The 21,255-nt window shown below is 62.9% G+C and carries 14 protein-coding genes; 8 read left to right on the top strand and 6 right to left on the bottom strand.

From position 1 onward, the window contains the following. Positions 1-236 precede the first annotated feature (236 nt). From ATY75_RS11065 to ATY75_RS11035, 7 genes are all read left to right on the top strand, one after another. On the top strand, positions 237-2,699 hold the full coding sequence (locus ATY75_RS11065) for a glycogen/starch/alpha-glucan phosphorylase (protein WP_088937572.1): 2,463 nt from the start codon (positions 237-239) through the stop codon (positions 2,697-2,699). After that, positions 2,696-4,903, top strand: a complete 2,208-nt coding sequence (gene glgB, locus ATY75_RS11060) for a 1,4-alpha-glucan branching protein GlgB (RefSeq protein WP_088937571.1) — start codon at positions 2,696-2,698, stop codon at positions 4,901-4,903. Before ATY75_RS11065 ends, glgB begins: the two co-directional genes overlap by 4 nt. 18 nt (positions 4,904-4,921) lie before the next feature. Then, positions 4,922-6,184, top strand: a complete 1,263-nt coding sequence (gene glgC / locus ATY75_RS11055; RefSeq protein ID WP_088937570.1) for a glucose-1-phosphate adenylyltransferase — start codon at positions 4,922-4,924, stop codon at positions 6,182-6,184. Between the two features lie 3 nt (positions 6,185-6,187). Further along, a complete protein-coding gene (gene glgA / locus ATY75_RS11050; RefSeq protein WP_088937569.1) occupies positions 6,188-7,630 on the top strand; it encodes a glycogen synthase GlgA in 1,443 nt (480 codons plus the stop codon). Positions 7,631-7,636: 6 nt separating this feature from the next. Further along, entirely contained in the window at positions 7,637-9,268 is a 1,632-nt protein-coding gene (locus ATY75_RS11045) for an alpha-D-glucose phosphate-specific phosphoglucomutase (protein WP_064840726.1), read from the top strand. Positions 9,269-9,280: 12 nt separating this feature from the next. Further along, positions 9,281-11,260: a glycogen debranching protein GlgX gene (gene glgX, locus ATY75_RS11040; protein WP_088937568.1), complete on the top strand. Its 1,980-nt coding sequence runs from the start codon at positions 9,281-9,283 to the stop codon at positions 11,258-11,260. A gap of 89 nt (positions 11,261-11,349) precedes the next feature. Then, positions 11,350-11,838 carry a MaoC family dehydratase gene (locus ATY75_RS11035; protein ID WP_064841451.1) on the top strand — a complete coding sequence of 163 codons (489 nt, stop codon included), beginning with the start codon at positions 11,350-11,352 and terminating at the stop codon, positions 11,836-11,838. A 15-nt stretch (positions 11,839-11,853) separates the two neighbouring features. On the opposite strand, the gene ATY75_RS11030 is transcribed toward ATY75_RS11035, so the two are convergent. The 5 genes from ATY75_RS11030 to ATY75_RS11010 all read right to left on the bottom strand — a co-directional run bounded on the left by ATY75_RS11030 (position 11,854) and on the right by ATY75_RS11010 (position 17,535). Beyond that, positions 11,854-12,252: a VOC family protein gene (locus ATY75_RS11030; protein WP_088937567.1), complete on the bottom strand. Its 399-nt coding sequence runs from the start codon at positions 12,250-12,252 to the stop codon at positions 11,854-11,856. Between the two features lie 47 nt (positions 12,253-12,299). After that, positions 12,300-12,848 carry a sarcosine oxidase subunit gamma gene (locus ATY75_RS11025; RefSeq protein ID WP_088937566.1) on the bottom strand — a complete coding sequence of 183 codons (549 nt, stop codon included), beginning with the start codon at positions 12,846-12,848 and terminating at the stop codon, positions 12,300-12,302. Further along, the gene (locus ATY75_RS11020) at positions 12,841-15,834 is read right to left on the bottom strand and encodes a sarcosine oxidase subunit alpha (protein WP_088937565.1); all 2,994 of its coding nucleotides are present in this window, start codon (positions 15,832-15,834) and stop codon (positions 12,841-12,843) included. The genes ATY75_RS11025 and ATY75_RS11020 overlap by 8 nt, the downstream gene beginning before the upstream one ends. Continuing rightward, positions 15,831-16,172, bottom strand: a complete 342-nt coding sequence (locus tag ATY75_RS11015) for a sarcosine oxidase subunit delta (RefSeq protein ID WP_064840730.1) — start codon at positions 16,170-16,172, stop codon at positions 15,831-15,833. The genes ATY75_RS11020 and ATY75_RS11015 overlap by 4 nt, the downstream gene beginning before the upstream one ends. Before the next feature lie 109 nt (positions 16,173-16,281). Then, positions 16,282-17,535: a sarcosine oxidase subunit beta family protein gene (locus ATY75_RS11010; RefSeq protein ID WP_064840731.1), complete on the bottom strand. Its 1,254-nt coding sequence runs from the start codon at positions 17,533-17,535 to the stop codon at positions 16,282-16,284. Positions 17,536-17,830: 295 nt separating this feature from the next. Between ATY75_RS11010 and ATY75_RS11005 the strand changes: the two genes are divergently transcribed. After that, positions 17,831-18,868: a FecR domain-containing protein gene (locus ATY75_RS11005; RefSeq protein ID WP_088937564.1), complete on the top strand. Its 1,038-nt coding sequence runs from the start codon at positions 17,831-17,833 to the stop codon at positions 18,866-18,868. Between the two features lie 6 nt (positions 18,869-18,874). On the opposite strand, the gene ATY75_RS11000 is transcribed toward ATY75_RS11005, so the two are convergent. Beyond that, complete coding sequence (locus ATY75_RS11000) at positions 18,875-21,046, bottom strand: adenylate/guanylate cyclase domain-containing protein (protein ID WP_088937563.1); 2,172 nt, start codon at positions 21,044-21,046, stop codon at positions 18,875-18,877. Positions 21,047-21,255 lie beyond the last annotated feature (209 nt).

Raw genomic sequence — 21,255 nt, 5'->3', positions numbered from 1 at the left:
GAACAAACCCGCGCGGCTTTTCGTTATCGCTATCCCATCCATCTGATCGGGAAAAGCGTTTGAAATCAATTCCCTCGAACCCGGTGATTCTGAAGGTTTCGCAAATTTTTCGTTTGCCCAAATCCTTTGTTGCAAGTGCTTAGTAACGATGCATAAACTGTCGTCGGCACAAGCGACAAATCGATTAAATCAGGCATAACGTCCTGAAACCAAATTAAAATTGGCGAGATCTGACAATGAACACCGTTTCCAAGCCGATTATTCCCTCCCCCGCCCCGCGCAGCTCGAAGCCGGAAATTCTCGCCGAAGAAATCATCGAACGCCTGACCTACCGCATCGGCAAGGACGCCAAGGTGGCAAAGCCGCATGACTGGCTGACCGCGACGATCCTGGTAGTGCGCGACCGCATCATCGACAAGTGGATGGCCTCCACCCGCGAGGTTTATGCGACCGGCGCCAAGCGTGTCTATTATCTCTCCCTCGAATTCCTGATCGGCCGCCTGATGCGCGATGCCGTCTCGAACCTCGGCCTGATGGAAGAGGTGCGCGATGCGCTCACTTCGCTCGGTGTCGACGTCAACGTCATTGCCGGCCTGGAGCCCGATGCCGCCCTCGGCAATGGCGGCCTCGGCCGTCTCGCCGCCTGCTTCATGGAGAGCATGGCGACGGTCGACGTCCCCGCCTATGGCTACGGCATCCGCTATGTGCACGGCCTCTTCCGCCAGCAGCTGGCCGATGGCTGGCAGGTGGAACTGCCGGAAAACTGGCTCGCCCACGGCAATCCCTGGGAGTTCGAGCGCCGCGAGAGCGCCTATGAAATCGGCTTCGGCGGCGCCGTCGAATTCATCACCACCCATGACGACCAGCCGCGCTACGTCTGGAAACCGGCCGAGCGCGTCATCGCCGCCGCCTTCGACACGCCGGCCGTCGGCTGGCGCGGCAAGCGCGTCAACACGCTACGCCTCTGGTCGGCGCAGCCGATCGATCCGATCCTGCTCGATGCCTTCAATGCCGGCGACCACATCGGGGCGCTGCGCGAAAGCAACAAGGCCGAAAGCCTGACCCGGGTTCTCTATCCGGCCGACGCCACCCCGGCCGGCCAGGAACTGCGCCTGCGCCAGGAATTCTTCTTCTCGTCGGCCTCGCTGCAGGACATCCTGCGCCGCCATCTGCAGCAATATGACGATTTCACCTCGCTGCCTGATAAGGTGGCGATCCAGCTGAACGACACCCATCCCGCCGTCTCGGTGGCCGAACTCGTGCGTCTGCTCTGCGACGTTCATGGGATGGATTTCGACCAGGCCTGGGAAATCACCCGCCATACCTTCTCCTACACCAACCACACGCTGCTGCCGGAAGCGCTGGAAAGCTGGGCGGTGCCGCTGTTCGAGCGTCTGCTGCCGCGCCACATGCAGATCATCTATGCGATCAACGCCAAGATTCTGCTCGACGCGCGCAAGGGCAAGAACTTCTCCGATGGCGAAATCCGCTCGATCTCGCTGATCGATGAAAGCGGCGACCGCCGCGTGCGCATGGGCAACCTCGCTTTCGTCGGCTCGCATTCGATCAACGGCGTCTCGGCCCTGCACACCGACCTGATGAAGGTCACGGTCTTTGCCGACCTGCACAAGCTCTATCCCGATCGCATCAACAACAAGACCAACGGCATCACGCCGCGCCGCTGGCTGCAGCAGTGCAATCCCGGTCTCACCGGCCTGATCCGCGAGGCGATCGGCGACGAATTCCTCGACGATGCCGAGAAGCTGCGCCCGCTCGAGGCGCATGCCTCGGATCCGAGCTTCCAGCAGAAATTCGCAGCGGTGAAGCGCGCCAACAAGGTGGCGCTCTCCAACCTCGTCGCCAGCCGCATGGGCGTGAAGCTCGATCCGTCGGCGATGTTCGACATCCAGATCAAGCGCATCCACGAATACAAGCGCCAGCTTCTGAACATCATCGAGGCCGTCGCGCTCTACGACCAGATCCGCTCGCATCCCGAGCTCGACTGGGTGCCGCGCGTCAAACTCTTCGCCGGCAAGGCGGCGCCGAGTTATTACAATGCCAAGCTGATCATCAAGCTGATCAACGACGTCGCCCGCACCATCAACAACGATCCGTCGGTGCGCGGCTTGCTGAAGGTCGTCTTCGTGCCGAATTACAATGTCTCGCTCGCCGAAGTCATGGTTCCGGCCGCCGACCTCTCCGAGCAGATCTCGACCGCTGGCATGGAAGCATCCGGCACCGGCAACATGAAGTTCGGCCTCAACGGCGCGCTGACCATCGGCACGCTCGACGGCGCCAATGTCGAAATGCGCGACAATGTCGGCGAAGACAATATCGTCATCTTCGGCCTCAAGGCCGACGAGGTCGCCAAGGTCCGCAGCGACGGCCACAATCCCCGCGCCATCATCGAAGGCTCGCGCGAGCTCGCCCAGGCGCTCTCAGCCATCGGCTCCGGCGTCTTTTCGCCCGATGACCGCAACCGCTACACCTCGCTGATCGACGGCATCTATTCGCACGACTGGTTCATGGTCGCGGCCGATTTCGACGCCTACGCCCAGGCCCAGCGCGAAGTCGATCAGATCTGGACCAACCAGTCCGCCTGGTACAGCAAGACGATCAACAACACGGCGCGGATGGGCTGGTTCTCGTCCGACCGTACGATCAGGCAATATGCAGACGAAATCTGGAGAGCCGGATGAAAACGCCGAAAAACGTCCCTGAAGTAACGCTTTCCTGGGAAATTTCGGCAGAAGAAATCGCGGCGATCCTTGCCGGCTCGCATTCCAATCCCTTTGCCGTCCTAGGGGTGCACCAGGCAGGCGACGCCTTCGTCGCCCGGTGTTTCATCCCAGGTGCGGAAGAAGTGACCGCCATGGCGCTCGACGGCAGCGTCATCGGCGAGCTGAAGCAACTGCATGCCGACGGCTTCTTCGCCGGCCCGGTTTCCCTCACCAAGCTCCAGCCGGTGCGTTACCGCGCCCGGCGCGGCGATGCCGAATGGGCCGTCACCGACCCTTACAGCTTCGGTCCGGTGCTCGGGCCGATGGACGATTATTTCGCCCGCCAGGGCTCGCACCTGCGCCTGTTCGACAAGATGGGCGCCCACCTCATCAAACATGACGGCGCCCAGGGCATCCATTTCGCCGTCTGGGCCCCGAACGCGCAGCGCGTTTCCGTCGTCGGCGATTTCAACAATTGGGACGGCCGCCGCCACGTCATGCGCTTCCGCTCCGATAGCGGCATCTGGGAAATCTTTGCCCCTGACGTACCGATCGGCGTTGCCTACAAGTTCGAGATCCGCGGCCAGGACGGCGTGCTGCTGCCGCTGAAGGCCGATCCCTTCGCCCGCCGCAGCGAACTGAGGCCGAAGACCGCCTCGATCACCGCCGCCGATCTGGAACAGGAGTGGGAAGACGAAGCCCATCTGAAACACTGGCGCGAGACCGACAAGCGCCGCCAGCCGATCTCGATCTACGAGGTGCATGCCGCCTCCTGGCGGCGCCGGGACGACGGCACGATGCTGTCCTGGGACGAACTCGCCTCCAGCCTCATCCCCTATTGCGCCGACATGGGCTTCACCCATATCGAATTCCTGCCGATCACAGAGCATCCCTATGACCCCTCCTGGGGGTACCAGACGACAGGCCTCTACGCGCCGACCGCCCGTTTCGGCGAGCCGGAGGGTTTTGCCCGTTTCGTCAACGGCTGCCACAAGGTCGGCATCGGCGTCATCCTCGACTGGGTGCCGGCGCATTTTCCGACCGACGAGCACGGCCTCGGCTGGTTCGACGGCACGGCGCTCTACGAGCACGAAGACCCGCGCAAGGGCTTCCACCCGGACTGGAGCACGGCGATCTACAATTTCGGCCGCACCGAGGTCGTTTCCTATCTCGTCAACAACGCGCTCTACTGGGCCGAGAAATTCCATCTCGACGGCCTGCGCGTCGATGCCGTCGCCTCGATGCTCTACCTCGATTATTCCCGCAAACACGGCGAATGGATCCCGAACGAATATGGTGGCAACGAGAACCTCGAAGCGGTCCGCTTCCTGCAGGATCTCAACATCCGTCTCTACGGCAATCATTCCAATGTCATGACCATCGCCGAGGAATCGACCTCCTGGCCGAAGGTCTCGCAGCCCGTGCATGAAGGCGGCCTCGGCTTCGGCTTCAAGTGGAACATGGGCTTCATGCACGACACGCTGAGCTATATGAGCCGCGATCCGATCCATCGCAGGCACCATCACAACGAGCTCACCTTCGGCCTGCTCTACGCCTATTCGGAAAATTTCGTCCTGCCGCTCTCGCATGACGAGGTCGTCCACGGCAAAGGCTCGCTGATCGCCAAGATGCCGGGCGACGACTGGCAGAAATTCGCCAATCTGCGCGCCTACTACGCCTATATGTGGGGCTATCCCGGCAAGAAGCTGTTGTTCATGGGCCAGGAATTCGCCCAGTGGAGCGAGTGGAGCGAGGCGAAATCGCTCGACTGGAACCTGCTGCAATATCGCATGCATGAGGGCATGCGGCGCCTGGTGCGCGACCTCAATTTCACCTATCGCAGCAAGCCGGCGCTGCATGAGCGTGACTGCGAGGGCGAAGGTTTCGAATGGCTGGTTGCCGACGACCACCAGAATTCCGTCTTTGCCTGGCTGCGCAAGGCACCGGGCCAAAAGCCCGTCGCCGTCATCACCAATTTCACCCCCGTCTACCGCGAGAACTACACGATCCGCCTGCCGTCCGCAGGCCGCTGGCGGGAAATTCTGAACACCGATGCCGACATTTACGGCGGCAGCGGCAAGGGCAATGGCGGGCGCGTGCAGGCCGTCGATGCCGGCGGCGACATCACCTGCTCGATCACCTTGCCGCCCTTGGCGACAATCATGCTTGAACCTGAAAATTAGTACTGGTGGGAGGAGAAAATGGTAGAAAAGCGTGTTCAGCCACTTGCCCGCGATGCAATGGCTTATGTTCTGGCCGGCGGCAGGGGGAGCCGCCTCAAGGAACTCACCGACCGGCGTGCCAAACCCGCCGTCTATTTCGGCGGCAAGGCCCGCATCATCGATTTCGCCCTGTCGAACGCCCTGAATTCAGGCATCCGCCGCATCGGCGTCGCGACGCAATACAAGGCGCATTCGCTGATCCGCCACATGCAGCGCGGCTGGAACTTCTTCCGCCCCGAGCGTAACGAAAGCTTCGACATCCTGCCGGCCAGCCAGCGCGTTTCGGAAACGCAGTGGTATGAAGGCACCGCCGACGCCGTCTATCAGAACATCGACATCATCGAGGATTACGGTGTCGAATACATGGTCATTCTCGCCGGCGACCATGTCTACAAGATGGACTATGAATGGATGCTGCAGCAGCACGTCGATTCCGGCGCCGACGTCACCATCGGCTGCCTGGAAGTGCCGCGCATGGAAGCGGTGGGCTTCGGCGTCATGCATGTCAACGACAAGGACGAAATCATCGCCTTCGTCGAGAAGCCGGCTGATCCGCCGCCCATTCCCGACAAGCCGGATTTCGCCCTCGCCTCGATGGGCATCTACGTCTTCCACACCAAATTCCTGCTCGATGCGCTGCGCCGGGACGCCGCCGACCCGAACTCGAGCCGCGACTTCGGCAAAGACATCATCCCCTATATCGTCAAGAACGGTAAGGCGGTCGCCCACCGCTTCGCCAAGTCCTGCGTCCGCTCCGATTTCGAGCATGAGCCCTATTGGCGCGACGTCGGCACGATCGACGCCTATTGGCAGGCCAATATCGACCTGACGGCGATCGTTCCGGAACTCGACATCTACGACAAGTCCTGGCCGATCTGGACCTATGCCGAGATCACCCCGCCGGCCAAATTCGTCCACGACGACGAGGATCGTCGCGGCTCGGCCACCTCCTCCGTCGTCTCGGGCGACTGCATCATCTCGGGCGCCAGCCTCAACAACAGCCTGCTCTTCACCGGTGTCAGGGCCAACTCCTTCTCCAAACTGGAAGGGGCGGTCATCCTGCCGAACGTCAAGATCGGCCGGCGGGCCCAGCTCAAGAATGTGGTGATCGACCATGGTGTCGTCATTCCGGAAGGCCTTGTTGTCGGCGAGGATGACGAACTCGACGCCAAGCGCTTCCGGCGGACGGAAAGCGGCATCTGCCTGATCACTCAACCGATGATCGACAAGCTGGATATCTGACTTATGAAAGTTCTTTCGGTTTCATCCGAAGTCTTCCCTTTGATCAAGACAGGGGGCCTGGCCGATGTGTCAGGCGCCCTGCCAATCGCTCTCAAAGCCTTCGGGGTCGAGACCAAGACCCTTCTCCCCGGCTATCCCGCCGTCATGAAGGTCATTCGCGACCCGGTCGTCAGGCTCGAATTCCCCGATCTGCTCGGTGAGCCGGCGACCGTGCTTGAGGTCCAGCATGAGGGCCTCGATCTGCTCGTCCTCGACGCGCCGGCCTATTACGACAGGCCGGGCGGCCCCTATGTCGATCCGCTCGGCAAAGACTATCCGGATAACTGGCGGCGTTTCGCCGCTCTTTCGCTCGCCGCCTCCGAGATCGCCGCCGGACTGCTGCCCGGCTGGCGGCCCGATCTCGTCCACACGCACGACTGGCAGGCGGCGCTGACCTCGGTCTATATGCGCTATTATCCGACGCCGGAACTGCCGAGCGTGCTGACCATCCACAACATCGCCTTCCAGGGCCAGTTCGGCCCCGAGATCTTTCCCGGCCTGCGCCTGCCGGGCCATGCCTTCGCCACCGACAGCATCGAATATTACGGCACCGTCGGCTACCTCAAGGGCGGCCTGCAGACCGCCCACGCAATCACCACGGTCAGCCCGACCTATGCCGACGAGATATTGACGCCGGAATTCGGCATGGGACTCGAGGGCGTCATTGCCAGCCACATCGACAATCTGCACGGAATCGTCAACGGCATCGACACCGATATCTGGAACCCGGCGACCGATCCCGTCGTCCACACCCATTATGGCCCGACGTCGCTGAAGAACCGCGAGGAGAACCGCCGCTCGATCGCCGAATTCTTCCATCTCGACAATGACGACGCCCCGATCTTCTGCGTCATCAGCCGGCTCACCTGGCAAAAGGGCATGGACATTGTCGCCAACGTCGCCGACGAAATCGTCGCCATGGGCGGCAAGCTCGTCGTGCTCGGCTCCGGCGACGCGGCACTCGAAGGCGCACTGCTTGCCTCCGCCAGCCGTCATCCCGGTCGTATCGGCGTCTCGATCGGCTACAACGAGCCGATGTCGCACCTGATGCAGGCCGGCTGCGACGCGATCATCATCCCTTCGCGTTTCGAACCCTGCGGCCTGACCCAGCTTTACGGCCTGCGTTACGGCTGCGTGCCGATCGTCGCCCGTACCGGCGGACTGAACGACACGGTGATCGACGCCAATCACGCCGCACTTGCGGCGAAAGTGGCAACCGGCATACAATTTTCACCCGTGACGGAAACGGGCATGCTACAGGCAATCCGCCGTGCGATGCATTTTTACGCGGACCGAAAACTCTGGACCCAATTGCAAAAGCAAGGCATGAAATCGGATGTCTCCTGGGAGAAGAGCGCCGAACGCTACGCTGCCCTCTATTCAAGCCTCGTCTCGAAAGGCATGTGAACTAAAATGAACAAGTCCGTACCCACCACGCCCTATCTGGACCAGAAACCCGGCACGTCGGGCCTGCGCAAGAAGGTTCCGGTCTTCCAGCAGCCGAACTACGCGGAGAACTTCATCCAGTCGATCTTCGATTCGCTGGAAGGTTTTCAGGGCAAGTGCCTCGTTATCGGCGGCGACGGACGCTACTACAATCGCGAAGTCATCCAGAAGGCGATCAAGATGGCCGCCGCCAACGGCTTCGGCAAGGTCATGGTCGGCAAGGGCGGCATCCTGTCGACGCCGGCCGCTTCCCACATCATCCGCAAGTACAAAGCCTTCGGCGGCATCATTCTGTCTGCCAGCCACAATCCCGGCGGCCCGACCGAAGACTTCGGGATCAAATACAACATCAACAATGGCGGCCCGGCGCCGGAGAAGATCACCGACGCGATGTATGCGCGCTCGAAGACGATCGACAGCTACAAGATCGCCGATTTCGCCGACGTCAATCTCGACCGCATCGGCAAGGACGAGCTGCCCGGCGGCATGATCCTCTCGGTCATCGACCCGGTCGAGGACTATGCCGCGCTGATGGAAGAACTGTTCGATTTCGGCGCCATCCGCAATCTGATCAGCCTTGGCTTCCGCATTGCCTTCGACGGGATGAGCGCCGTCACCGGCCCCTATGCCAAGGAAATCTTCGAAAATCGCCTCGGCGCTCCCCTGGGCTCGGTGCGCAATTTCATGCCGCTGCCGGATTTCGGCGGTCATCACCCGGACCCGAACCCGGTTCACTGCAAGGAACTCTTCGATGAGATGATGGGCGATGACGCGCCCGATTTCGGCGCCGCTTCCGACGGCGACGGCGACCGCAATCTGATCATCGGCCGCGGCATCTTCGTCACCCCGTCCGACAGCCTGGCGATCCTGGCCGCCAACGCCAATCTCGCCCCCGGCTATTCCGGCGGCCTGGCCGGCATCGCCCGCTCGATGCCGACATCGGGTGCCGCCGACCGCGTTGCCGAAAAGCGCGGCATCGGCATGTACGAAACGCCGACCGGCTGGAAGTTCTTCGGCAATCTGCTCGACGCCGGCATGGCGACGATCTGCGGCGAGGAAAGCTCCGGCACCGGCTCCAGTCACGTCCGCGAGAAGGACGGCCTCTGGGCGGTGCTGCTGTGGCTGAATATCCTTGCCGTGCGCGGCGAAAGCGTCGCCGATATCGTCACCCAGCACTGGCAGACCTACGGCCGCAACTATTATTCGCGCCATGACTATGAAGGCCTCGACACCGATGCGGCGAACGGCCTGGTGGACAATCTCCGCAGCCAGCTTTCCACCCTGCCCGGCAAGAGCTTCGGCAGCCTGAAGGTCGAAAAGGCCGACGACTTCGCCTATCACGACCCGATCGACAAATCGGTGAGCGAGCATCAGGGTGTCCGCGTGCTCTTTGCGGGCGGCTCCCGCGTCGTCTTCCGCCTGTCCGGAACCGGCACGTCTGGCGCAACCTTGCGTGTCTATATCGAGCGCTACGAGCCGGATTCGACTCGCCACAACATCGAAACGCAGGAAGCGCTCGCCGATCTGATCGCCGCCGCCGAAAGCATTGCCAGCATTCGTGAACGCACGGGACGCGATGCGCCAACCGTGATCACCTGATCCGGGGGGAACATGCGGGGAGAAAGTTCGGCGCAATGCGGCGCGATCGTCTTCGAGACCGGCGTCGGATTTGCCGTGTGGTCGCATCATGCCGCACAGATCGAACTCTGCCTCTTCGAGGATGACGGCAACAGGGAATTCGCGCGGCTGCCGATGGCGCGCGACAGCAATCACGTCCACCGCTTGTTTGTCGACGGCCTGAAGGCGGGCGCACGCTACGGATATCGCGCCGACGGTATCTACGCCCCCGACAGCGGCCTCTGGTACGATCCTTCCAAACTGCTGGTCGATCCCTACGCCAAGGAGATCGACAGGCCGTTCCGCTACGATCCCCGCCTCGGCATTTATGGCGAGGACAGCCAGGATCTGATGCCGAAGGCGATCGTCACCACCGATACCCCAGCCGAAATCGGCAGGCCGCTCTTCAAACCGGGCGGCTTCATTTATGAGGTGGCGGTCCGGCCCTTCACTATCCTCCATCCCGATGTGCCGGAGGCTCTGCGCGGCACGGTGGCCGCTCTTGCGCATCCCTCGGTCATCGCCCATCTGAAGCGGATCGGGGTCGATGCCGTCGAACTGATGCCGATCACCGCCTGGATCGACGAGCGCCACCTGCCGCCGCTCGGCCTTACCAACGGCTGGGGCTACAATCCGGTCGCCTTCATGGCGCTCGATCCGCGGCTGGCGCCGGGCGGCATGGCGGAACTGCGCCGGACGGTCGCAGCGCTCCATGCCGAGGGCATCGCTGTCATCCTCGACCTCGTCTTCAACCATACCGGCGAGAGCGACCGTTACGGGACGACGCTGTCGCTGCGCGGCCTCGACAACCTGCATTATTATCGCCACACCCGGAACAGCCCCGGCGAACTCGTCAACGACACCGGCACCGGCAACACGCTCGCCTGCGATCATCCCGAGGTTCGCCGTCTCATTATCGACAGCCTGCGCCACTTCGTGCTCAATTCAGGCGTCGACGGTTTTCGCTTCGATCTCGCCCCCGTGCTCGGCCGCACCGCGACAGGCTTCGAGCGCGACGGCGGAACGCTGGCCGCCATCCTTTCCGACAGTGTGCTCGCCGACCGGATCATGATTGCCGAACCCTGGGATATCGGCCCCGGCGGTTACCAACTCGGCAATTTCCCCAGCCCCTTCCTGGAATGGAACGACCGGCTTCGCGACGATCTGCGCTGCTACTGGCGCGGCGACCAGTGGAAGACCGGGGCGCTGGCGACCGCACTCGCCGGCTCCTCCGACATCTTCTCCCGCAACGACGGCAAAGGGACGCGCAGCGTCAATTTCCTCGCCGCCCATGACGGCTTCACCCTGAGCGATCTCGTTTCCTACGCCGGCAAGCACAATGATGCCAATGGCGAGCACAATCGTGACGGCCACAACGAGAACCACTCCTGGAACAACGGCGTCGAGGGGGAAACTCTCTATCCCTCGATCCGCAAGCGTCGCCGGGACGATGTGATGGCGCTGATATCGACGCTCTTTGCCACTCGCGGCAGCATCATGCTGACGGCCGGCGATGAGGGCGGCCGCAGCCAGCAAGGCAACAACAACGCCTATTGCCAGGACAACGAGATCACCTGGCTGGACTGGAAGGCGCTGGACAAAGACCTCGTCGCCCATACCGCGTTCGTCGCCGGGCTGCGCCGCCGCTTCACGGTCTTCTCCGAAACCGGCTTCCTGTCGGGAAACGGCGATGTCGAATGGCTATCGCTTTCGGGGGAACCGATGACCGTCGCCGAATGGGAAACGCCGTCGCTTTCCACCCTCGGCATGCTGCTTTCCACAGGCGACCTCTCCGCGCGCGGCAGGCAGACCCGGCTTGCCGTGCTTTTCAATCGTTCGGGCGACCGGCAATCCTTCACGCTCCCGTCCGGAACCGAACCGGGCTGGCGTCAATTGACGCCGGATGGAGCCAACAAAGCCGGCGCCCGAGTGACCGTCGAGCCACGCTCCGTCGCCTTTTTCGTAGAAAATTGACCGGCTCTCCCCGCTTGCGCAAATCCTTGTCGCAATCGTCATAAATGCACGATAAGGCTTGGGCCGGCGGCCTATTTCACGAGGAATTCATGGTCACGGAAATTTCACTCTCCGACGTGCGGGGACTGATCGGCATGGAAACAGGCCTTTCGGACTGGATCACCGTCGACCAGACGATGATCGACGCCTTTGCAGGGGCGACCGACGACCATCAGTTCATTCACGTCGATCCCAAGCGCGCAGCCGCCGAAAGCCCGTTCGGCGGCACCATCGCCCACGGCTTCCTGACGCTGTCTCTGCTGTCGGCGATGAATTACAACTGTCTGCCGAGAGTGCGCGAGCAGACCATGGGCATCAATTACGGCTTCGATCGCGTCCGCTTCATGACACCGGTCAAGAGCGGCACCCGCGTCCGCGGCCGCTTCCTGCTCGCCGACGCCCGCTTTCGCGGCGGCGGCATGCTGATGACCACCTATGACGCTTCGATCGAGATCGAAAACGAGAAGAAGCCGGCGCTGACGGCAAGATGGATCACCATCATCCAATTCGACCCGAAGGATCGTCCCGAGGACGTTTGAGCAAAACGCCGTCTGCTACTCGGCCGACTTGCAGACGGCTTCGAGTGCGTGCCCGTCCGGATCCATCACGAACGCCGCATAATAGTGTTGGCCGTAGTGAGGGCGAAAGCCTGGACCACCATTGTCATCGCCGCCATGTGCGATTGCCGCGGCATGGAACTGATCGACCGCCTGGCGGCTCGGGGCGGCAAAGGCCAGATGAAAACCCGGGCCGGCCGGGCGCTGGCCATCCGGCCGATGTTTGATCGCCAGTTTGTCTCCGCCGCCGGGAAGGCCGTAGCCGACCGCCTGTCCCGTCTGCCCCGGCCTGATGTCGTCCCAGACCCTGACATAGCCGAGAGCACCAAGGGCGGCATCGTAAAATGCTGCGGACCGCTCGATATCGGAAACGCCGAGGGAGGCATGGTGCAGCATTTACCTATCCCTTGATTGCGGCTTACGCAGCCGGGATCGGTCCGGCCTCAATGGCCGGCATCATGAGCCGCCTCGTCGAGCAGCCCGAAGACGAAATCCGAAAACGACCGCCAGCACTCCACCCGGAACGTGTCTTTATCCGTGCGCAGAAGCACGATCTCCGCCTTGCCGAGGATCGTCCGCGACGCGGCTCCGATCGGAAAGGAAAACAACGACAGATCCTGCGGGCAGCCGGCGGCAAGCGTCTTTTCCGCACCCGGTCCCGAGACGATGATCGCGAGATTGCGGTGCGAAACGTCGGTCGCCGAATGCACGGCGCTGACCCCGGAAAGCACCGTCATCAGATCGGCGCCGTCCTCGTCGATGACAAGCCATTCGTCCGGCCCGATCCAGAGCACCGATCGGGCGCCGGCCCGCCCCGATGTTTTCGGGACGGTCGGAACGGACAGACCGAGCGCTTTGGAAAGCGCGGCAAGCGAACCCGCTGGCGCGCGCAGCGCCACCCGGCTCGCTGCCTGTGCCACGGTCAGCCGTACCGTTGCGGAGCCGCCGAGGCGGCCGGCAAGCACAGGCTTGCGAATTGCGACATCAGCCATGGATGCGGCCTCCTTCCTTGTCAAAGAACACCAGATCCGTCACCTCGACGGCGATCGTCCGGTCCGGCATCGGCACGTAGAGCGTCTCGCCCATCCGGGCCCGGCCGCCGGCGACGAGCGCGAAGGCGATCGACCGGCCGCAGTTTTCCGACCAGTAGGACGAGGTGACGTGGCCGAGCATTGTCATCGGCTTCGGCTCGTTCGGGTTGGCGACGACCTGCGCGCCTTCCTCGAGCACCAGCTTCGGATCCTTGGTGACAAGGCCGACGAGCTGCTTGCGCCCTTCCTTGACCAGGTCCGGGCGCTGCAGGCCGCGAATGCCGACAAAGTCCTTCTTCTTCTTCGAAACGGCCCAGGCAACACCCGCGTCATCCGGGGTAACCGTCCCGTCAGTATCCTGGCCGACGATGATGTAGCCCTTCTCGGCGCGCAGAACGTGCATCGTCTCCGTGCCGTAGACGCAGGCGCCGAGCGGTTCGGCATTGGCCCAGACAGCTTCGAGCACCGACTGGCCATAATCGGCCGGCACGTTGATTTCGAAACCGATTTCGCCGGTGAAGGAGACACGGAACAGCCGCGCAGGCACGCCGCAGACCGTGCACTCGGCAACGCTCATATGCGGGAAGGCCTCGTTCGAGAGGTCGACCCCTTCGACCAGCGGCTCGACGATCGCGCGCGCCTTCGGTCCCTGCACGGCAATGACCGCCCATTGCTCGGTGACCGAGGTCAGCCATACCTTCAGGTCCGGGAATTCCGTCTGCAGGTAATCTTCCATGTGGTGAAGAACGCGCGGCGCTCCGCCGGTCGTCGTCGTCACATGGAAACGGTCCTCGGCCAATCGCCCGACGACGCCGTCGTCATAAACGAAGCCGTCTTCGCGGGTCATGATGCCGTAGCGGGCCTTGCCCGGCTTCAGCGTGTCCCAGGCATTGGTGTAGATGAGGTTGAGGAACTTCGCCGCATCCGGCCCCACCACCTCGATCTTGCCGAGCGTCGAAGCGTCGAAAATACCCGCCGACTCTCGGGCTGTGCGGCATTCGCGGGCGACCGCCTGGTGCATGCTCTCACCGGCCCGCGGATAGAACCAGGCACGCTTCCAGTTACCGACATCCTCGAAGACGGCGCCATGCGCTTCTTCCCAGTTGTGCAGCGGCGTCTTGCGTGTCGGGTCGAACAGCTCTCCGCGCGAATGGCCGACCAGCGTACCGTAGGTAACAGGCGTATAGGGCGCGCGGAAAGTGGTGAGCCCGACCTGCGGGATCTCCTTGCCGAGCATTTCGGCGGCGATCGCCAGGCCGTGCATGTTGGAAAGCTTGCCCTGGTCCGAGGCCATGCCGTTGGTCGTGAAGCGCTTGATATGCTCGATCGAATGCATGCCCTCGCGCACGGCAAGGCGGATATCCTTGGCGCAGACATCGTGCTGGAAATCGATGAAGGCTTTGGCGTTGGTCTTCGGGCCGGCGCCTTCGGCAGCGCCGATCATGCCGCCTGTCCAGTCATAGGCCTGCTCGGCAGAAATGGCGATCTTCTCGCCGCTGCTTCTGCCGGTGGCCTGCGCCATCAGCTCGCCCGCGGCAAGCGATTCCTCGATCGTCCGCTGCAGATCGTCGGTGCCGTTGCAGGCGCCGACCGAAAGGCAGTCCTGCGCATAGGAGCCGGGCAGGAAACGCTGGCTTTCAGCATCGAAGGCCACTTTGCCGCGTGACTGCGAGAACAGATGCACCGACGGCGTCCAGCCGGCCGAAACCAGCAACGCGTCGACTGCGATCTTGCGCGGCGAACCGCCGCCGTTGCGCGCCACCGTCATCGACGAGATGCGCAGCCGCCCCGCCGTGTTGATCACCGACTGCCCGGTCAGGACGTCGATGCCGAGCGCACGTGCCTCCTCCAGCACCGCCGCTCCCGGCGCCTGCCTGCAATCGACGATGGCAGCGACCGAAATACCGGCCCGTTTCAGATCGAAAGCCGCCTCATAGGCCGAGTCATGCGCCGTATAGATGCCAACCTTCGTTCCGACGGCGACGCCGTAGTGATTGAGATACATCCGCGCCGCCGAAGCCAGCATGATGCCCGGCCGGTCGTTGTTCGGAAATACCATATGCCGCTCGATCGCGCCGTTGGCGAGGATCACTCGCTTGGCCCGCACCTGCCAGAGCCGCTCGCGCGGCAGATCTTGAGAAGGCTTGGCGATATGATCCGTCACGCGCTCGGCGAGACCGACGAAATTGTGGTTGTAGTAGCCGAAGGCGGTGGTGCGGACCAGCACTTCGACGTTGTCCATCGCCTTCAGCCGCGCCACAGCCTTCTGCGCCCAGGCATAACCCTCCTGGCCGTCGATCGTCACGCCGGCATCGTAGCGCAATGCGCCGCCGACTTCCGCCTGCTCGTCGCAGAGGATCACCTTGGCACCGGTTCCGGCCGCGGCCAGGGCCGCCGAAAGTCCGGCAACGCCGGCGCCGACCACCAGCACGTCGCAATGAGCATAACGGCTGGCATAATGATCCGGATCTTCCTCCGTCGGCGCGACACCGAGGCCGGCGGCACGACGGATGAGCGGTTCGTAGACGCTTTTCCAGGCCGCGCGCGGCCACATGAACGTCTTGTAGTAGAAGCCGGCGGCGAAGAACGGCGACATCAGATTGTTGACCGCACCGACATCGAAGGCAAGCGAGGGCCAGCGATTCTGCGAGTTGACGATCATGCCGTCGAAGACTTCCTGCACCGTCGCGCGCACGTTCGGCTGCTTGCGCGCCTTATCACGGGCGACGTCGATCAGCGCGTTCGGTTCTTCGGCGCCGGCCGACAGAATACCGCGAGCGCGGTGATATTTGAACGAACGTCCCAAAAGATGCACGCCGTGGGCGATCAGCGCCGAGGCGACGGTATCGCCTTCCAGCGCGGTATAGGTCTCGCCGTCGAAGCTGAAGCGCGCGGTTTTGGCCGGCGTCAGGCGCCCCTTGCCGACGATACGGTTCACGCCGCTCATTGCGCCTCTCCTTCCACGGCTTCATATGTCTCGACAGGCGCGTGCTTTTCGGCCTTAGCGCCGATCTCAGGCTTCGGCTCGCCCGCCTTGTAGGTCACGATGAACTTGTCGCTCACCGTATCGCGCGCCGCGTTGAAGAAGCGCCCGCAGCCATGGATGTGCCGCCAGCGTTCGAAGATCAGGCCTTTCGGATTGTCGCGCAGAAAGAAATAGGCCTCGAATTCCTCGTCCGAAACCGAGGCGATATCGGCGGGCCGCACGATGTGCGCGTCACCCGCGCCGCGGAATTCAAGCTCCGAGCGCTCTTCCTGACAGTAAGGGCAATGGATCAGCAGCATGTATGATTTCCTTCTCCTCCCCTTCTCTCCAGCGGAGAGAAGGTGCCTGCAAGGCGGATGAGGGGGTGAGCAACGAAAGGAGCGAGCATCTGAGCGACAACACGCATCATCAGTGCGCCACCGCCGCCGCCGCCGCCTCGTCGATCAGCCGACCGCTGCGGAAGCGCTCCAGCGTCAGCCCGGCATTGAACTTGTGCGGCTCGTCGCGGGCAATCAGATGCGCGAAGAGATTGGCCGAGCCAGGCGTCGCCTTGAAGCCGCCGGTGCCCCAGCCGCAATTGACGTAGAGCCCGGGAACCGGCGTCTTCGACTGGATCGCCGAACGATCCGGCGTATTATCGACGATGCCGCCCCATTGCCGCATCATCTTGACGCGCCGGAACATCGGGAAGAGTTCGCAGATGGCGTCGAGCGTATGGGTGATGATCTGCAGCCCGCCGGTCTGCGAATAGGAATTATACTGGTCGGTGCCGGCGCCGATGACGAGCTCTCCCTTGTCGGACTGGGAGATATAGGCATGCACCGTGTTCGACATGACGACGCATGGAAAGATCGGCTTCAGCGGCTCGGAGACCAGCGCCTGCAGCGGGCTCGATTGCAGCGGCACGCGCACATCGGCCATCTTCATGATCGTCGACGTATGGCCGGCGGCCGACACGGCAACTTTCTTGGCGCCGATGAAACCGCGCGAGGTCTCGACCCCGGTCACGCGTCCATCGGGGCCGCGGCGGATGCCGGTGACTTCGCAATTCTGGATGATGTGCACCCCGCGGTCCGAGGCTGCGCGGGCATAACCCCAGGCGACCGCGTCGTGCCGCGCCGTGCCGCCGCGCCGCTGCAGCGCCGCGCCGTTGATCGGATAGCGGGCGCTCGCCGAGATATCAAGCGGCGGGCAATAGGCCTTGGCCTGCTCCGGCGTTAGCCATTCATTGTCGATGCCGTAGAGCCGGTTGGCATGGATATGCCGCTTGAACGACTGCTGGTCGTGAATATTGTGCGAGAGCATCATCACGCCGCGCGGCGAATACATCACATTGTAGTTGAGCTCCTGAGAAAGCCCTTCCCAGAGCTTCATCGAATGCTCGTAGATCTGCATGCTCTCTTCATAGAGATAGTTCGAGCGGATGATGGTGGTGTTGCGCCCGGTATTGCCGCCGCCGAGCCAACCCTTTTCGATCACCGCTACATTGGTGATGCCGTGCTCCTTGGCGAGGTAATAGGCCGCACCCAGCCCGTGACCGCCGGCGCCGATGATGACGACGTCGTATTCGGCGCGCGGCTCAGGCGAAGTCCACTGCTTCTCCCAGCCCTTGTGGCCACGAAGGGCCTCCCGCGCCACGGCAAAAACCGAATATTTCCGCATCCGCCTTCTTCTCCTATAGGGCAAGGGCTGTTCTCCGCGCCCATACAAATCGCAAATCCAAAAGCGGCACAACGGTTCTTTTGCGACAGCCAAATGCTTTGCTTTTGACACTGAGCGACATGATGCCGAAAACTGCGCGGTTTTCGCAGACAGCGCGCGGCTTCCGAGGCTGTTCGGCGGGATGAGGCAAAACCGGCCTTCCCTGGAGCCGCCGCACGGCGCTAATCCAAGTGGGCGAGAAGACAAGCAGTTACTAAAATGTTAATTCACCCCATGTTCCCGGGGTTCCTGTATCATGTGGGGTCGGCGTTCACTACTCCAGGCGCTTTGCATTGTGGTTGCCGTCGCGCAACCGGCACTCGCCGCCGAGCCGGTCGGCCAGGCTGTCGTCATCAAGACGGAGGTGACGGGACAGAGCGGCCCCATCGAAGTCGACACCAGCGTCCATCGCAACGAACGCATCAAGACCTCCCCGTCAGGGCTTGGCCAGTTCCTGTTTCGTGACGGCACGAAGCTCGCGGTCGGCTGGGGCTCGTCGGTCGTGATCGATAAATATGTCTTCGATGATTCCCAATCGGTCAAGAAACTCACCATCAGAGCGGCAAAGGGCACGTTTCGCTGGGTGAGCGGCAGTTCCAATTCCTCCGCCTACCAGATCCTCACACCCGCCGGCACGATCGGCGTGCGCGGCACCGCTTTCGATTTCTATGTCGGCCCCGATGGCACGACCGCCGTCGTCCTGTTGAACGGCGCCGCCCGGTTTTGCGGCCCGGGCGGCTGCCGGCAATTGCAGCAACGCTGCGATTGCGTGGTGGCCAAGCCGAACGGCAACATGTCGGCGGCACGCCGGGTGGATCCCAGCATTCTCGATACGCTCGGAAATCCCCGCGCGCTCCCCTTCCTCTCCGGCAATCAGCGGCTTTCAGGCGGCATCGGCATGCTCGGCGGCTGCAATATGGCCTCTGTCGCGCCGGAAAGAAAAGATCGGACACGGCCTCCGCCGGCAATAGCGCCTGCGCCGCAAAAGCAGGATCCGCCGCAGAGACAGGCCGAGCCGCAAAAGGAGCGGCCGAACAAGCCCGACAAACCGCATCATGACAAACCGGATCATGACAGACCGCATCACGACAAGCCGGATAAGCCCGACAAGCATGATGGCCATGGCCGGCATGACAACGACGGCAAGCCGGGAAATCATGGCGAGGATCATCGAGACCATGACCGCCATCATGACGGAGACCGCGATCGCGATCGTGATCATCGTGATCGCGATCGTGATCATAACAGAGACCGGGCCAACGACAGGGGCCGGAACTTCAATCGCGGCCGCTGAAGTCCCTCAGTCGGCAGCGCTCTTTTCGCTCCCCTCCGGCGCCTCGCGAAAATGATCGGCCCTGCCGGATATGCGCTGGTAGAATTCCGCCAGAGCGCCGGTCACCTGCACCGCCCTGAGCTTGACGGCACCGATCAGCTTCCGGCTGTTCCGCGAATGTGATTGCAAGGCCTCCATCAACTGCCTGTGAACGACCTCTAGCGCCGCGAATTGCTGAGATGCCGCGACCCGCTCATCACCGACGACGGCAAGGATCTGCGTCCGGCTGCTCTTTCCCTTGAGCGGTAGGGCGCCGGCCTCGATCAGCGCCATCCCCTGCACCGACCTCGCCGTGCTGTCGGAGATGAGTATATCGAAGCCGACCTCCTTGCAGCATGACTCGATGCGGGCCGCGACGTTGACGGCATCGCCGACCGCCGAATAGTTGAAGCGTGTCTTGGCCCCCATATTGCCGACGCAGGCAAGGCCGGTATGGATGCCGATGCCGATCCCGACCTGTTGTCCGGGTCCGAAGCCGAAGGCGTCGCCGGCGTTCAATTCGGCGAGCGTCTCGCGCATGGCAAGCGCTGCGCGGACAGCCTTGGTTTCATGATCGATCACATCGACGGGCGCATTCCAGAACGCCATGATCGAATCGCCGATGAACTTGTCGAGTGTGCCCTCATTGGCCACCACATGGCGGCTCAGCGCATCGAGCAGCGTATTCAGGAAGGCAACGACGTCGGTCGGCGCCAGCCGCTCGCTGATCTCGGTGAAATTCCGGACATCGACGAACATGACCGTCAGTTCGCGGTCATCGCCGCCGAGGCGCAGGGCATCGCGGGTGTGCTCGATACGATGGAGCAGCGATGGCGAAAGATAATGCCCGAAGGCGCGCCGCACCGCCCGCCGCTCCCGGTCGATCACCAGGATCCGGAAGGACGTCGCGGCAAAATGAATGATCGATCCGCTGACGATCGGCGCCAGCGGATCGAAAAGAAGCCCGGCATAGAGAAAGGAGAGCCAGGAGGCGACGAGTGCCATGGCCGTAATCAGCAGGCCGCAGATCAGCGCGACGGCGGGGCTGACGAAGGTCGTCACCACGACGAGCAGGCAGCCGAGCACGGCGATCGTCAGGATTTCCAGTCCATCCGCCCAGTCCGGCCGCGACAGGAACTGGCCGGAAAGCATCTGCTCGACCGCCTGGGCATGCAGCGAAACCCCGGGAACGTTCTCGCCGAGCGCCGTGACGCGGATGTCCTGCAGGCCGGCCGCCGAAGTGCCGACAAAGACGATGCTGCCGTCGATGGCGGCCGCGACTTCGGGAGAGGCTCCTTCGGCCGCAAGCACCTGCCGGGCGGATATGTACCGCTCGGCCCGGTCGGGGCTGACATAGAGCCAGAGTTCGCCCGCCGCCGTCAGCGGCACGACGAAATCGCCGATCTTCGCCGATGTCATGATGCCGGCGCGATCGGGCGCGCCCGACAGAACATAGGTCGACGCCCCCTGCGCGACGCGCAGCGCCTCGATGGCGAGATTGGGATAGAGCTGTTGGCTGTCGGTCAAAAACAGCGGAACCGCCCGCACCACCGGCGAGGGATTGCCGGGATTGAGGCTGATATGGCCGAGCCCGGCCGCATTCGCCTCCAATTGCGGCCTGAGCGGCGTCGAGGCGCCGAGATAGGGGGGAGCCGAGACAGGGCTTTCGCCCGTGAAGGCGAAACCCGCTTTGACAGGCGGCCGATAACTGCCCTCATTGGAAAGGCCAAAGCCGAGCACGACGGGCTTCTCGGCAATCGACCGGGCGAATATCTCGTCATTGTCAGGCAGCTTCTCGGCAAGCGACGGATCGACGCCTGCGGCCTCGCGCACGACGTTGCGCGGCGACAGCCGGTCCGGCTCCGAGAACAGGATATCGAAGGCGATGGCGGAAGCGCCCATTTGAGAAAGCCGGTCCACCAACAGGGCGAGCCGGTCCCGCGGCCAGGGCCATTGTCCGAATTCGCGCAACGAGGCCTCGTCGATATCGATGACTCGGACCGGCATCGGCTCGAAGGTCCTTGGAACCAACCGCTGATATTCGTCGAAGGTCACACCGCGGATCAGCTTGAAAATCCCGGGATCTTCCGCCCGCAGGATCGTGAGCAGCGCCACGATCGCCAGGCCGATAACGACACCGAATTGCTGGACTCGCGTCATGATCTCACCGGGTGTCCCCTCCACGGCCCGCAGAGTGGCCCGCACCTGCCGGCAGGCTACGCCGCTTTCGCTCCAAACGCCATTCGGACATGCCGTGGCGGTCCTCTCTTTCAATGGGCCGCGCTACACATCCGGGTTAGGCCGGCTTTTGGCTATATGGCAGGGCTTCGATCTTGCCGGGCAGCCGGCGAAATGTTCTTGTAGCAGTC

Source organism: Rhizobium sp. N122 (assembly GCF_002211295.1).
Taxonomy (GTDB): Bacteria; Pseudomonadota; Alphaproteobacteria; order Rhizobiales; family Rhizobiaceae; genus Rhizobium.
Note: the sequence above shows the minus strand (reverse complement) of the source record. Positions and strands in the feature narration are given on the sequence as shown.